The organism is Caballeronia sp. NCF2, from assembly GCF_023631205.1.
Lineage (GTDB): Bacteria > Pseudomonadota > Gammaproteobacteria > Burkholderiales > Burkholderiaceae > Caballeronia > Caballeronia zhejiangensis.
Genome location: NZ_JALQDN010000054.1, coordinates 85577 through 99146 on the forward strand (window position 1 = coordinate 85577; position 13570 = coordinate 99146).

A 13570-nucleotide genomic window follows, 5' to 3' on the forward strand; every position below is an offset into this window, starting at 1 on the left:
CCGTTTCATACTCTCGTCTGTTGCGCCCGCTTCAAACCCTCATCCATACGGAGCACACATGCACGATCTGAAAGGCAAGTCGATTCTCATCACCGGCGCGAGCACCGGCATAGGCGCGGCGGCGGCGCGAGCGTTCGCGCAATACGGCGCGAATGTCGCGGTGCACTACAACAGCTCGAAAGACAAGGCCGAGGAAGTCGCGAAGGACGTGCGCGCGCTCGGCGTCACGGCGATCACCGTCGGCGCGGATGTGCGCGATTCAAAAGCCATCGATGCCGCCGTCGCGCAAGTCGCCGATACGTTCGGCAAGATCGACGTGCTCATCAATAACGCGGGCAGTCTCGTGAAACGCGAGCCGATCGCGTCCGCGAGCGACGAGCTCTTCGACGAGATCATGCACATCAACGCGCGCTCGGTCGTCGCGTTCACGCGCGCGGCGCTGCCGTCGCTGCGCTCGGGCGGCGGCGGCTCGATCATCAACGTGACATCGGTGGCGGCGCGCAACGGCGGCGGGCCGGGCGCGCTCCTCTACGCGGCGTCGAAGGGCTTCGTCAGCACCATCACCAAGGGCATGGCGAAGGAACTGATGCCGGATCGCATCCGCGTGAATGCGGTCGCGCCCGGCGTGATCCAGACGCCGTTTCAGGAGCGCTTCACATCGCCGGAACAACTTGAATCCTTCCGCAAGGCAATTCCGATGGGCTTCATCGGCGAGCCGGACGATTGCAGCGGCGCGTTCCTCTATCTTGCGTCGGAAGCGATGTCGCGCTATGTGACGGGCCAGATCATCGACGTGAACGGCGGCCAGTTGATGCCCTGAGCGTCGGGCGGCTCGTGGTATATAAAGCGCTGGTCTTTCGTCGCATGCAATAAAGGAGAACGCAGGAGATGCTTTTGAAAAAGGAACTTCGCATCCGCTCGGTCGCACTCGGCGCCATCGTCGCGTCGGCGCTCATGATGGCGGGATTCGTCGAGACGGCGCCGGCTTACGCAAAAACCACCGACAATCAGCCGGCGGTGCTGACCGCGTCGGCTGTCGCGGTCGCCGACAAATACGCCGCCGACACCGCGGAACAAATCTTCAAGCTCGGCGGCAATGCGGTCGATGCGGCCGTCGCGATCGCCTTCACGCTCGCCGTGACGTATCCGGAAGCGGGCAATATCGGCGGCGGTGGCTTCATGACGCTCTACGTCGATCATCGTCCGTACTTCCTCGACTATCGCGAGCGCGCGCCGCTTTCGGCCACGCGCAACATGTATCTCGACGACAAGGGCGAGGTCATCAAGGGCATGAGCCTCATCGGGCATCGCGCGGTGGGCGTGCCGGGCACGGTCCAGGGCATGTGGGAAGCGCAGAAGCGCTTCGGCAAGTTGAAGTGGAAACAGGTGCTCGCGCCGGCCATCAAGTACGCGCAGGACGGCTTCGAAGTCGACGATCAGCTCGTCTCGCGACGCGACAACGCATCGAAGGAGTTCGCCGGCAAGACCAACTTCGATCTGTACTTCGGCGGCATGAAGGCCGGTCAGGTGTTCAAGCAGCCGGATCTCGCCAAGACCTTGCAGCGCATCTCCGATAAAGGCGCGAAAGGCTTCTACGAAGGCGAAACCGCCGAGCTGATCGCCAAGTCGATGGAAGGCCACGGCCTCATCACGACGCGCGACCTGAAGGACTACAAGGCGGTGTGGCGTCAGCCGATCACGGCGAGCTGGAACGGCTATCGCGTGATCACCGCGCCGCCGCCGAGCTCCGGCGGCGTCGGCCTCGTGCAGTTGCTCAAGATGAAGGCCGACCTCAAGGACAAGTTCCAGGACGTGCCGCTCGATTCCGCGCAGTACATCCATCTCGTGGCCGAAATCGAGAAGCGCGTGTTCGCGGACCGCGCGCAATATCTCGGCGATCCGGACTTCTACAAGGTGCCGGTCGCGCAGCTCACCAACGACGACTACATCCTGAAGCGTGCGCAGGAAGTCAATCCCGACAAGCCTTCGGACACGAAGAGCGTGCAGCCGGGACTCGGCACGTCGATGCCCGAGAAGGCGGAAACGACGCACTTTTCGGTCGTCGACAAATGGGGCAACGCGGTGTCGAACACGTACACGATCAACGGCTATTTCGGCGCGGGCGTGATCGCGGAAGGCACGGGCGTCGTGCTCAACGACGAAATGGACGACTTCGCGTCGAAGCCGGGCGTGCCGAACATGTTCGGCGTCGTCGGCAGCGATGCGAACGCCATCGCGCCGAAAAAGCGTCCGCTTTCGTCGATGACGCCGACCATCCTCACGAAGGACGACAAGGTCGCGATGGTGATCGGCACGCCGGGCGGCTCGCGCATTTTCACGTCGATTTTCCAGGTCATCACGAACGTGTACGACTTCGACATGCCGCTGGCGGAAGCCGTCGGCGCGACGCGATTCCATCATCAGTTGCTGCCGCCGGACACGATCTATCAGGAGCCGTTCCATCAGCTCGACGCGAGCGTCGTCAAGCAGCTCGAAGACAAGGGCTACAAGTTCACGATGCAGAACTTCAATGGCGACATTCAGGCGATCCGCATCGACGGCGACAAGCCCGAACCGATGTCCGATCCGCGCGGACGCGGCGTGTCGCGCGTCATCCAGTAACGCGCCTTACAACGTCGAACGAGTAAAATAGCGTCCCGGTCCGGACTAGGCGTTTCCCCTAGTCCGGCCTTTTTTCGCTCATGCGAGAGCCCCGCCCCGCGCGGGATTCGCGGCATATAAGCCGCTCGGCATGAGCGGCATGTTTTTCATGGGATTGGACCCCGCGTTCTGTTCCCCTAGTCTCTGTCCTGACCGAGTGCAGCCATCAGAGCGCGTCACCCGGCATTCATCCAGAACTACATACGAGACGACCCTGACGATGGACCCGCGGTGCCGGCGAGCTGACAAGCGCGGCGCACGGCGTTCCGTTTCAGCGTGCTGATAAAGGAGCAGCTCATGTTGGAATCCTCCGCCCAGCAGCTTGGCGACATCGACATCACCCCCACAGAACGAGAGGAAAGCGTTCAGACCGCCAGCGGCGGATTTCTCGATCGCTATTTCGGCATTTCCAAAACCGGCAGCACGGAAAAACGCGAGATCGTCGCGGGCGTTACGACGTTCCTCGCGATGGTCTACTCCGTGTTCGTCGTGCCGGGCATGCTCGGCAAGGCCGGCTTCGACACGAGCGCGGTGTTCGTCGCGGTGTGCCTCACGACCGCGTTCGGCTCGCTGCTGATGGGCGTGTGGGCGCGTCTGCCGATCGCGATCGGCTGCGCAATCTCGCTGACTGCGTTCACGGCCTTCGGTCTCGTGCTCGGCAAGGGATTGACGCCGAACATCGCGCTCGGCGCCGTGTTCCTGATGGGCGTCGTGTTCACCGCGATCTCCGTCACCGGCGTGCGTTCGTGGATCCTGCGCAATCTGCCGACGGGCGTCGCGCACGGCACGGGCATCGGCATCGGCTTGTTCCTGCTGCTGATCGCATCGAACGATGTCGGGCTCATCATCAAGAATCCCGCGCCCGGCATGCCGGTGTCGCTCGGGCATATCACGGCGTTTCCGGTGCTGATGTCGGTGGCGGGCCTCGCCGCGATCTTCGGTCTGGAGCGCCGGCGCGTGCCGGGCGGCATCCTGCTGGTGGTGATCGGCCTGTCGGCGATCGGCCTGATCTTCGATCCGTCCGTGCGCTTTCATGGCGTGTTCGCGCTGCCGGCGTTGTCGGCGCCGGGCCATGCATCGCTGATCGGTGCGATGGACATCAAGGGAGCACTCTCGATGGCCGTACTGCCGAGCGTGCTCGCGCTCGTGATGACCGCCGTGTTCGACGCGACCGGCACGATCCGCGCGGTCGCGGGCCAAGCGGGCCAGATCGACAAGAACGGACGCATCGTCAACGGCGGCCGCGCGCTGACCGCCGATTCGCTCAGCTCGATCTTCTCCGCCTGCTTCGGCGGCGCGCCGGCTGCGGCGTATATCGAATCGTCGGTGGGCGTGGCGGCGGGCGCGAAGACGGGTCTCGCGGCAAGCGTCGTCGGCGTGCTGTTCCTGGTGGTGATGTTCCTGTCGCCGCTCGCCGCGCTCGTGCCTTCCTACGCGACGGCGCCTGCGCTGATGTACGTCGGCCTGCTGATGCTCGGCAACGTGAGCAAGCTGCATTTCGAGGACACGGTCGACACGATGTCGGGCCTCGTTTGCGCGGTGTATATCGTGCTGTCGGCGAATATCGTGACGGGCATCATGCTCGGCTTTTGCACGCTCGTGATCGGCCGCATCGTCGCGGGCGAATGGCGCAAGCTGAATGTCGGCACGGTGGCGATCGCGGTCGTGCTCGCGGTTTTCTATCTCGGCGGCTGGGCGATCTGATCGACGGCTCGATCGCGTGAAGCGAAACGGCGCGCTGCCCGAGAGGACAGCGCGCCGTTTTTCATGGCCGTGTTACTTCGTGACGAGCGCGACGGAACCCGTCTCCAACAACGACTTCAAATTCGACAGAATCTTCGGCCATCCGCCCGACACGGCCTCGATGAACGGTTTGCTCTCGCTGACGTGCGTGACCGTGAGCTTGACCGCATCGCCGAGCGCCTCGATGTCGTAGGTGCAGCGCGACCAGCCCGCGTCCTTCAGATCGTCGCGAAATTCGTTGCGCCATTTCAGCACGAGGCGCTTGCCCGGCTCGGCTTCGAGCACTTCTCCGGCATCCGCGACGCGTCCATCGGAAAACAGCATCTTCCACGCGGAGCCTGCTGACCAGTCGGATTCCTGATGCATCCCGAACCAGTACTGCCGAACGAACTCAGGCGTCGTCAGCGCTTCCCACAGCTTTCCCGGCGTCGTGCGGATGTAGGTCACATACACAAACGTGTCGCTACTCATGATCGTCTCCTTCAAGCGTGCGTTTCAGGTCGGACAAAGCGTCCAGCCGCGGACGCTCGAACTTGCTGATCCAGCGTTGCGCGATCTCGTGGATCGGCACCGGATTAAGGAAATGACGCTTCTCGCGGCCATGACGCTGCGTCGACACGAGATTCGCGTCTTCGAGTATCGCGAGATGCTTCGACACGGCCTGCCGCGTCATGCCGAGGCCGTCGCATAAATCGCCGAGCGTCTGGCCATTCGCCTCGCGAAGCCGGTCGAGCAGTTGCCTGCGGCTCGCGTCGGCGAGCGCGCGAAAAACCGAATCGTCATCCATGAACGGATTATGCAACCATTTGGTTGCATGTCAAGCGCGAAAACGACAACGCCCCGGAAGCTCTTCACTTCCGGGGCGTTGCGGATGATGCTCTTGACCGGGATGCTGTCGCGCGCGGCTTACTTGCGGCGATACGATTCGACGAGAATCTCGCAGTTCTGGAGATGCAGTTGCAGCGCACGGTTCCACTCACGACGCACCGCAGCCTTTGCCGCGCGCAGCCAGGAACCGAACGAAACGACCAGGGATTGTTGTGCGGTGGTTTTCATGTGGGTCTCTCAGGGTAAGTAGCTAGGGAATAACCCTAACTATACGCCTTTCTCGCTGCACCGCAACACGTTTTCAAAAAAGCAACAGGGTATTCCCTAGGTCGATCGGTCAATTTTTCTCCGGCGCGTCGGGCGCCAACTGCACGCCCTTTTTGAAAATGAAGCAGCCGTAACCCCGAGATTCGCCGGTGGCGATCACGCAATACGCGTTCTTCGCGCGCTCGTAGAAGGCAAAACGCTCGATCGACGCCAGCGGCACGGCGCGCCCCTCGGCGTCATCGACTTCACGCTGCGCTTCGCGTTGCACGGCGGGCAGCGCGGCCGCGTCGCCGACGACCTCCATGCGCTGAGCAGGATGATCGACGAACGTATCGAGCGGCAGCACCGACAGCACCGCCCGCACCGCGCGCGGCGAACTCACGCCGTCGAGCCGCAGCACGCGCCCGAGCACCGTCTGTCGTGCGACGGAATCGGCGGGAAAGTTGGCGTCGCAGATCACGACTTCGTCGCCGTGACCCATCGCGCAGAGCGCGTGCAGGATGTCCGCGTTGAGCAGCGGATCGATGTTCTTGAGCATGTTTCTTGTTCTCCATGACGTAAGGCCAGCCGAATATATGGTACCCGCCGCCGCGCAACCGAGGCGCAGCTAAGGCACGAGCAGGTCGCCCTGCCGCGCCGCGTCCGCGCCCGCGATGCGCGCGACCAGCATTCCCGCCGTCGCGAAGCGCGTCCAGTGCCGCGCGTAGAGCAGCCCTTCCGTCTGCGCCACGAGCGGCACGAGGCGATCGTCGAGCGGATCGAGCACGTCGGCGATGACGTCGCCCGCGCGAATCCGCTCGCCGATTTCCCGCCGATGCAGAATCACGCCCGACATCGGCGCGTGGATGTACTCGCATCCCGCAAGCGGCGTCGCGGGATTGCGCAGCGGCGGCGGCTTCGGCGCATCGCCTGCGATCATGCCGATGTGCGTCAGATAATCGACGATCGCCTGTGCATCGCGCGCCGCCATCTCGTGCGACACGTCCCGCACGCCGCGCAGTTCGAGCGTGACGGATTGCGCGCCCATCGGAATCGGAAAGCGCTCGCCGAGCGCACCGCGCAGATAGCGCCACGCCGCCGTGCACGCCTCGTCGAACGGCTCGCCGCCCGACACGTCCGCAAGCAATTGCGCCTCGCTGCCGAGATAGCGCGCGAGCGGTTCGATCGCGGGCCACGCGCCGGGCGTCGTGTAGAGATGCGCGACGGCTTCCCAGTCGCAATGCAGGTCGATGACGAGATCCGCGTCGCACGCGAGTTTCATCAGCTCGATGCGTTGCGATTCGAGCTCGGTCGCCGCTTCGAGCGCCGCCAGATGCTCGCGCAGCGCCGCGCGGATGAGCCGAGCGTTCCGCGTCGCGTCGCCCGTCAGACGGTTCTTGAGTTCGAGCGCCAATTCCGCGCCGAACTCGGGAAAGCGCCGGTTGAAGTCCTGCCCCGAGCGCATCTCGAAGCGGCCCATTTGCGTGCCGAACCAATGCTGGTTCAATCCCGCCGGATTCGCGACCGGCACGACTACGACACGCGCGTTCAGCTTCCCCGCTGCTTCCAGTTCGGCGAAGCGCCGCTTCAGATACCACGCGACGACCATGCCCGGCAATTCGTCGGCATGCAGCGAAGCCTGGATATAGACCTTCGGCGCCGCGTCGCCGTCTTGCGGACCGAATCGATAGCTCGTGATCGCGCGCCCTGTGCCGAGCGACGCGCCGACGAGCGGATGATGATGAACCTGCATCTTCGATGTATCTCTCGTCGAAAGCGAAAAGAAAAGGCATCGCGAACGATGCCTTTCCGGTCGAAAACGAATGCGGCGGACGGCGCTTACCGGATCGAGATATCCGTCTCGAAATACTTCGCCATGATGCGCTTGAACGTGCCGTTCTTCTTGATCTCGGCGAACGCGTTGTTCAGGCCGTTCTTCAGATCGGCGTCGCCCTTGCGCAGACCGATGGCCGTGCCCGGACCGATGATCGCCTTGTCCTCGACGATCGGGCCGACGAGCGCGAACGGCTTGCCCTGCGGCTTCTTCAGAAAGCCGATGGCGGCTTGCGCGGCGTCGGTGAAGATCGCGTCGATGCGGCCCGCGACGAGATCGGCCTCGACCTGTTCCTGATCGCCGTAAGCCACGACGGTCACGCCTTGCGGCTCCCATTTCACTTTCGCGTAACGCTCCTGCACCGTGCCTTGCTCGACGCCGACGCGCTTGCCCTTCAATGCCTGCGGCGTCGGCAGGATGCCCGAGCCGGCGCGCGCGACGAGTTGCGCGTGCGTGTCATAGAGCGGATCGGTGAAATCGATCTGCTTCAGGCGCTCTTCGGTGATGCCCATGTCGGACAACACGGCGTCGAATTTGCGGGCCTTGAGGCCGGGAATCATGCCGTCGAAATTGTTTTCGACCCACACGCACTTGACCTTCATCTGCGCGCAGAGCGCATTGCCGAGATCGATATCGAAGCCGGCGAGCTTGCCGTCGGCCTGCTTGGATTCGAACGGCGGATAGGACGGATCGACGGCGAAACGGATTTGCGTGATTTCCTTCGCTTGCGCCGAGAACGACACGGCGGCGAGTGCTGCAAGCATCGCGAACGATGCGGACTTCTTCAATGACATGCTTTTCCTTCAGGACTTTCGATGAGACCGCGAAACGTCGCGCGCGGACGCGCGCGAAAAACCGTGAATGGTAACAAAATCGCACGATTGATCGGACGACGCGCGTCAAGGCACGACCGAAAGAAACAGGAAAGCCGCAAAGATCACGAGATGCACGACGCCTTGGAGCACGGTCGAGCGGCCCGTGCCGAGCGTAATGACGGACACGAGCAGCGTGAGCGCGAGCATGACGATTTCCTTGGGCGCGAGCCCGAGCGAAATCGGCTGGCCCATGAAGATCGAGACGACGGCCACTGTGGGAATAGTCAATCCGATGCTCGCGAGCGCCGAACCGAGCGCGAGATTCAAGCTCGTCTGGAGGCGGTTCAGGCGCGCCGCGCGCAAGGCGGCGAGTCCTTCCGGCAGCAGCACGAGCGCGGCGATCACCACGCCGACCACAGCCTCGGGCGCGCCCGCCGCCGCGACGCCCGCTTCCACCGCCGGCGACAGCAGCTTCGCCAGCCCGACCACCGAAACCAGCGAAAGCATCAGAAAGATGAGCGCGACCCACGCCTCCCGGTTGCTCGGCGGCGGCGCGTGCGGCGCCTCGTCCTCGTCCTGCACGCCCGCGGCGGCCGGCGGCGTGAACGGCAGGAAATAATCGCGATGGCGGATCGTCTGCACGAACACGAACGTCACGTACAGCACGAGCGAAATCACGCCGACGAAGATCAGTTGCGACGTCGAAAGCGCGGGACCGGCGACCGTGCTCGTGAAATTCGGCAAGACCAGTGTAAGCACGGAAAGCGCGCACAGGATCGCGAGCGCGGCGCTCGCGCCTTGCAGCTGAAAATCCTGCACGTGATGCCGCAAGCCGCCGATCAGCAGACACAGCCCGACGATCCCGCAACTGCAGATCATGATCGCGGCGAACACCGTGTCGCGCGGCAGACCGGCTTTTTCCGGACCCCCGGAAAGCATCACGGAGACGATCAGCGCGACTTCGATCACCGTGACGGCGACCGCGAGCACCAGCGTGCCGAACGGCTCGCCGACGCGATGCGCGACCACTTCCGCGTGATGCACCGCCGCGAACACGGCGAACGCCAGCGCGATGGCCGCGAGCACGATCAGCGCGCCGCTGTGTATGAAAGCGGCCGCGGCCAGCACGACGAGCGCGAGAATCGGGGAAACGAGGGTCCAGTCCAGCTTGAATTTCATCGGCGCTCCGGGCGGATCGGTTGAATGGGATCGTCGGCTCTTGCGATGTAGCCACGAGGTTGCAGCAAAAACGCGCCGAATGCATCGGACCTGCGCGAGCGCCGCGCGTGCGAAGGGATTGCCGTGACAAAGGGCCGCAGACCATCGGCATCATAGCGAAAACGCAACCGCGCGCCTTCGGCACGAACGGATGTATTTATTGCGCAATTGTCAGAGAATAACGGCTCCAGTGGTTACGTTAAGCACGGAGACACATGCTCGTCGCACCGATACCCGAGAACGAATCCGCCCGCCTTGCCACCCTGCGCACGCTCGGCATCCTCGATACGCCCGCCGAAGAACGCTTCGACCGGTTGACGCGTCTCGCGCGCCGCGTCTTCGACGTACCCATCGCGCTCGTCTCGCTCATCGACGAAAACCGTCAGTGGTTCAAGTCGTGCGCGGGTCTCGGCGTGCAGGAAACCTCGCGCGACATTTCTTTCTGCGGACACGCGATCCTGCAAGACGACGTCTTCATGATTCCCGACGCCCGCGCAGACGTCCGCTTTCACGACAACCCGCTCGTCTCGGGCCATCCGGGCATCCGTTTCTACGCCGGTCAGCCGCTCATGGTGCCCAACGGCAGCAAGCTCGGCACGCTCTGTCTCATCGACACGCGCCCGCGCGAGCTGGACGGCGACGAACGCGGCCTGTTGCGCGATCTCGCGCATATCGCGGAACAGGAGATCGCGGCGATCGAGCTCGCGACCGTCGACGAGCTGACGCTCATCGCGAACCGGCGCGGCTTCGAAGCGCTCGCGCAGCATGCGCTGAACGTCTGCAAGCGCCTTGAGCGCGACGCGTCGCTGCTCTTCTTCGATCTCGACGATTTCAAGCAGATCAACGACACCTTCGGTCATGCGGAAGGGGATCGCGCGCTCGTGACCTTCGCCGCCGCGCTGCGCGAATCGCTGCGGGAGAGCGATGTCATCGGCCGTCTGGGCGGCGACGAATTCGTCGCCCTTCTGACCGACGCCCGCGAAAACGAAACGCGCCGCGCGCTCGATCGCCTGCGCGAATTGCTCGCGGCGAGCAATGCGGCATCGGCGCCGGGTTATCGGATTCGCTTCAGCGTCGGGCAGACACAGTTCGACGCCGCTCGGCATTCGTCGGTGATCGATCTGCTCGCGGCAAGCGACAGCAAGATGTACGCGCAGAAAGCCGCCCGCAAAAGCGCTCCGGCGCGCTAGCGCCAACGAGCGTTGCGATCTGTGCTTTGATCCGAAACAGATTGCGTTTATTCAAATAAACGGCGTCGCAGGCAGCGATTGTCCAGCGCGCCGCCAAACGAAATACTCATTCAACGCGCCGAAAATACGGCGGGAATAAGTTCGACGTCAAAAAACGTAATAATCGCGTCAGCCGGGCACGAAGCAAAAACCGAAAATAAGTGTTTCAGTTGAACTGACGCACTTCCATCATATAATTTATTTCAATCGGCAAAGAAAATTTACGCGGACTAAATCATGTTCCTATAACAAAAAGGTATTCTCTGATGATTATCTCGTCGAATTTCAATCATCAATTCAGGAGAAGACAATGACGACTATCTTCGCGAAACTCGCGCTGTGCGCCGCGGTTGCAGGCGCGTTATGCAGCATGGTAAGCGCATCGGCGAACGAAACGGCGACCGCGCATAAACCAGATCCCGCCGCAATGGAAGCGCTGGCCAAAATGAGCGCTTATATGCAAACCGTGAAGCAGTTCGTTCTGGATGTCGATTCGACGACAGATCAAATCATGGTGGACGGTAAAACGGCACAATTGGTCCAGTTGTCGCACACGACGAAGCTGACCGTAAATCGCCCCGATCATCTCAAGGCGGATATTTCCGGCGGTGCGCCTGGCAGCAGTCGTCACGCCTATTTCGACGGAAAGCACTTCACGCTTTACACTGAGCCGGGCAAATACTATGCGACGGTGCCGGCGCCGGCCACCATCAAGGAACTGATCAGCGATCTCGGCGACAAGTACGAAATCGAATTGCCGTTAAGCGATATTTTCACGCTGGGAGCGAATCCGGACGACATGAAAAGAGTGCTTTCCGCCGCCTATCTCGGTGACGAGACAATAAACGGCGCGACGTGCTCACATTATGCATACCACGAAAAATCGGTCGATTGGCAGCTCTGGGTTCAGAAAGGCGATAAACCGCTGCCGTGCAAGTTGAATATCGTGACATTGTCGGACAAGGAGCGGCCGCAATACACGGCAATTTATCGCTGGAACCTCAATCCTGAAATCGGAAATGGCGCATTCGCATTCTCGGCCCCTGAGAACGCGCGCGAAATCAAAATCGTGCAGGTCAAAGACAAGCAATAATCGATTAATGTAGAGATCATCATCATGAATTTGAAGAACTTCTCAAGCACGGCATGCGCGGCGCTCTTACTGGCAACAATCGCGTCGACGGCAAGCGCCTTTCAAGTCCGCGGCGGCGCTCAAACGTCCGTGAATAGCGGCGCCTGGCAGAGCGCGCATGAAACCAATGTCGCGACACGGCAAGCCAACCGCACGACGCGTGAGGGCAACCGGCAGGACACCGTTCAGCAGGTCAGTTCGAACCGAACGAACGCGGCGACAAACATCAGCAATAACCGGATGAATGCGGCGCAGAACATCAGTGACAACCACGGCTGCTGCTACAACAACGGCGGCTGGTACAACGACCATCCGGTGGCAACCGCTGCCGCCGTCACGACAACCGTGGTCGCGACGGCAGCCATAGTCGGCTCCATCGTTCATACACTGCCGCCCAGTTGCTCCGCGATCAGCGTCAACGGCGTGACGTATCAGCAATGCGGCTCGACGTGGTATCAGCCGCAATACTCGGGCACGTCCGTTCAGTACGTGGTGGTCAACGCGCCTCACTGACCGGCGGTCGAGTTCGCTTCACTCGCTGCCGCTCTCGCGGAAATACAGGCGGCGCGGCAGGCCCCACACGATCAGCATCGCGCCCAGCAGGCACGCGCATGCGATCGCATAGAGGCCGGGCGTCGCGCTGCCGGTCATCGTCTTCACTTTGCCGACCATGTACGGACTGATGATCCCGCCGAACTGCCCGACCGAATTGATGAGCGCGATGCCGCTCGCCGCTGCGATACCGGTGAGAAAGCGCGTCGGCAGAATCCAGAACAGCCCGAGCGACGTAATGATGCCCGTCGCGGCGATCGTGAGGCCGATCACGAGCATCACCGTGTTCGTCGGGAAGAAGCCGCACAGCACGTAACCGATCGTGCCCGCGAGCGCGCATGCGCCGAGGTGCCAGCGCCGTTCGCCGGTCCGGTCCGAATGCTTGCCGATCAGGATCATGCCGATGCCCGCGACCGCGTAAGGCAGCATCGAGATCAGGCCGATCATGAACGGATCGCTCGTGCCCGCGGTTTTCACGAGCTGCGGCATCCAAAAGACGAGCCCGTAGATGCCCATCGCGAGGAACAGATAGATGAGCGCCATCACGAGCGTGACGGGCTGGCTGAACGCGGCCTTCAGCGAATGCACTTCGCCGACTTTCGGATCGCGCGCGAGTTGCGCTTTCAGCGCGCGCTTTTCGCCGGCGTCGAGCCACTTTGCGTGATCGACGTCGTCATCGACGAACGCGAGCACGACAAAGCCGAGCAGCACCGACGGAATGCCTTCGAGCAGAAAGAGCCATTGCCATCCGGGCATGCCGTTCAGGCCATCGCAGAACTTCATGATCGCGCCCGACAGCGGGCTGCCGATGATCCCGCACAGCGCGATCGACGCCATGAAAAACGAGTTGATGCGCCCGCGCCGCGACGACGGAAACCACTTCGTGAAGAAGTACAGCGCGCCCGGCACGAAGCCCGCTTCGAGCGCGCCGATCAGAAAGCGCAGCACGTAGAACCACGTTTCGCTGCGCACGAACATCATGCACGCCGACGCGATGCCCCACGTAATCATGATGCGCGCGATCCAGCGCTTCGCCCCGACGCGATGCAAAACGATATTGCTTGGCACTTCGAATAAAAAGTATCCGACGAAGAATACGCTCGCCCCGAAGCCGTACATGGCGTCGGAGAAGCCGAGCTCGCTTTGCATCTGCAGCTTCGCAAAGCTGATGTTGATGCGATCGAGATACGAAAACACGAAGCACGCGACGAACAGCGGCACGAAGCGCCAGAACACTTTCTTGTAGATGCGGCTGTCGTCGAGCGTCGCCTCGCGCGGGGCGGCGAAGGTATTCATGTGGCTTGTCTCCTTG

General features: G+C 62.4%; 14 protein-coding genes. 6 read left to right on the forward strand and 8 right to left on the reverse strand.

Translation table 11 applies throughout. From position 1 onward, the window contains the following. Positions 1-58 precede the first annotated feature (58 nt). From NCS02_RS18015 to NCS02_RS18025, 3 genes are all read left to right on the forward strand, one after another. Positions 59-820 (forward strand): SDR family NAD(P)-dependent oxidoreductase, encoded by a 762-nt coding sequence (locus tag NCS02_RS18015; RefSeq protein ID WP_008353174.1) that lies wholly within the window; start codon positions 59-61, stop codon positions 818-820. A 134-nt stretch (positions 821-954) separates the two neighbouring features. Beyond that, entirely contained in the window at positions 955-2622 is a 1668-nt protein-coding gene (ggt, locus tag NCS02_RS18020; RefSeq protein ID WP_502800890.1) for a gamma-glutamyltransferase, read from the forward strand. 336 nt (positions 2623-2958) lie between these two features. Then, entirely contained in the window at positions 2959-4365 is a 1407-nt protein-coding gene (locus NCS02_RS18025) for an NCS2 family permease (RefSeq protein WP_008353171.1), read from the forward strand. A 72-nt stretch (positions 4366-4437) separates the two neighbouring features. Here the strand turns inward: NCS02_RS18025 and NCS02_RS18030 are convergent, their stop codons facing one another. The 7 genes from NCS02_RS18030 to NCS02_RS18060 form a co-directional block, all read right to left on the reverse strand. Beyond that, entirely contained in the window at positions 4438-4875 is a 438-nt protein-coding gene (locus tag NCS02_RS18030; RefSeq protein ID WP_008353168.1) for an SRPBCC family protein, read from the reverse strand. Next, positions 4868-5191, reverse strand: coding sequence for an ArsR/SmtB family transcription factor (locus NCS02_RS18035; RefSeq protein ID WP_008353166.1), 324 nt, complete (start codon positions 5189-5191; stop codon positions 4868-4870). Before NCS02_RS18035 ends, NCS02_RS18030 begins: the two co-directional genes overlap by 8 nt. A gap of 119 nt (positions 5192-5310) precedes the next feature. Further along, positions 5311-5460 carry a hypothetical protein gene (locus NCS02_RS18040; RefSeq protein ID WP_157695790.1) on the reverse strand — a complete coding sequence of 50 codons (150 nt, stop codon included), beginning with the start codon at positions 5458-5460 and terminating at the stop codon, positions 5311-5313. A gap of 109 nt (positions 5461-5569) precedes the next feature. Continuing rightward, a complete protein-coding gene (locus NCS02_RS18045) occupies positions 5570-6037 on the reverse strand; it encodes an RbsD/FucU family protein (protein ID WP_008353164.1) in 468 nt (155 codons plus the stop codon). Positions 6038-6106: 69 nt separating this feature from the next. Continuing rightward, positions 6107-7231, reverse strand: a complete 1125-nt coding sequence (locus NCS02_RS18050; protein WP_008353162.1) for a succinylglutamate desuccinylase/aspartoacylase family protein — start codon at positions 7229-7231, stop codon at positions 6107-6109. An 86-nt stretch (positions 7232-7317) separates the two neighbouring features. Next, entirely contained in the window at positions 7318-8106 is a 789-nt protein-coding gene (locus NCS02_RS18055; RefSeq protein ID WP_175979415.1) for an ABC transporter substrate-binding protein, read from the reverse strand. 105 nt (positions 8107-8211) lie between these two features. Continuing rightward, positions 8212-9306 carry a calcium:cation antiporter gene (locus tag NCS02_RS18060; RefSeq protein ID WP_175979416.1) on the reverse strand — a complete coding sequence of 365 codons (1095 nt, stop codon included), beginning with the start codon at positions 9304-9306 and terminating at the stop codon, positions 8212-8214. Positions 9307-9560: 254 nt separating this feature from the next. On the opposite strand from NCS02_RS18060, the gene NCS02_RS18065 reads away from it, so the two are divergent. The 3 genes from NCS02_RS18065 to NCS02_RS18075 all read left to right on the forward strand — a co-directional run bounded on the left by NCS02_RS18065 (position 9561) and on the right by NCS02_RS18075 (position 12219). Next, a complete protein-coding gene (locus tag NCS02_RS18065) occupies positions 9561-10535 on the forward strand; it encodes a GGDEF domain-containing protein (protein ID WP_250503023.1) in 975 nt (324 codons plus the stop codon). Positions 10536-10884: 349 nt separating this feature from the next. Further along, the gene (locus NCS02_RS18070) at positions 10885-11667 is read left to right on the forward strand and encodes a DUF2092 domain-containing protein (RefSeq protein WP_250503024.1); all 783 of its coding nucleotides are present in this window, start codon (positions 10885-10887) and stop codon (positions 11665-11667) included. A gap of 129 nt (positions 11668-11796) precedes the next feature. Further along, the gene (locus tag NCS02_RS18075) at positions 11797-12219 is read left to right on the forward strand and encodes a DUF6515 family protein (protein WP_309792415.1); all 423 of its coding nucleotides are present in this window, start codon (positions 11797-11799) and stop codon (positions 12217-12219) included. Between the two features lie 18 nt (positions 12220-12237). Here NCS02_RS18075 and NCS02_RS18080 read toward each other — a convergent pair whose 3' ends face one another. After that, complete coding sequence (locus tag NCS02_RS18080) at positions 12238-13554, reverse strand: MFS transporter (RefSeq protein ID WP_008353154.1); 1317 nt, start codon at positions 13552-13554, stop codon at positions 12238-12240. Between the last annotated feature and the right edge of the window lie 16 nt (positions 13555-13570).

What these genes read in the sequence shown, in the direction of transcription:
- NCS02_RS18015 (WP_008353174.1), top strand. Translation starts at nt 59, where the DNA reads ATGCACGATCTGAAAGGCAAGTCGATTCTCATCACCGGCGCGAGCACC.
- ggt (WP_502800890.1), top strand. Translation starts at nt 955, where the DNA reads ATGATGGCGGGATTCGTCGAGACGGCGCCGGCTTACGCAAAAACCACC.
- NCS02_RS18025 (WP_008353171.1), top strand. Translation starts at nt 2,959, where the DNA reads ATGTTGGAATCCTCCGCCCAGCAGCTTGGCGACATCGACATCACCCCC.
- NCS02_RS18030 (WP_008353168.1), bottom strand. Translation starts at nt 4,875, where the DNA reads ATGAGTAGCGACACGTTTGTGTATGTGACCTACATCCGCACGACGCCG.
- NCS02_RS18035 (WP_008353166.1), bottom strand. Translation starts at nt 5,191, where the DNA reads ATGGATGACGATTCGGTTTTTCGCGCGCTCGCCGACGCGAGCCGCAGG.
- NCS02_RS18040 (WP_157695790.1), bottom strand. Translation starts at nt 5,460, where the DNA reads ATGAAAACCACCGCACAACAATCCCTGGTCGTTTCGTTCGGTTCCTGG.
- NCS02_RS18045 (WP_008353164.1), bottom strand. Translation starts at nt 6,037, where the DNA reads ATGCTCAAGAACATCGATCCGCTGCTCAACGCGGACATCCTGCACGCG.
- NCS02_RS18050 (WP_008353162.1), bottom strand. Translation starts at nt 7,231, where the DNA reads ATGCAGGTTCATCATCATCCGCTCGTCGGCGCGTCGCTCGGCACAGGG.
- NCS02_RS18055 (WP_175979415.1), bottom strand. Translation starts at nt 8,106, where the DNA reads ATGTCATTGAAGAAGTCCGCATCGTTCGCGATGCTTGCAGCACTCGCC.
- NCS02_RS18060 (WP_175979416.1), bottom strand. Translation starts at nt 9,306, where the DNA reads ATGAAATTCAAGCTGGACTGGACCCTCGTTTCCCCGATTCTCGCGCTC.
- NCS02_RS18065 (WP_250503023.1), top strand. Translation starts at nt 9,561, where the DNA reads ATGCTCGTCGCACCGATACCCGAGAACGAATCCGCCCGCCTTGCCACC.
- NCS02_RS18070 (WP_250503024.1), top strand. Translation starts at nt 10,885, where the DNA reads ATGACGACTATCTTCGCGAAACTCGCGCTGTGCGCCGCGGTTGCAGGC.
- NCS02_RS18080 (WP_008353154.1), bottom strand. Translation starts at nt 13,554, where the DNA reads ATGAATACCTTCGCCGCCCCGCGCGAGGCGACGCTCGACGACAGCCGC.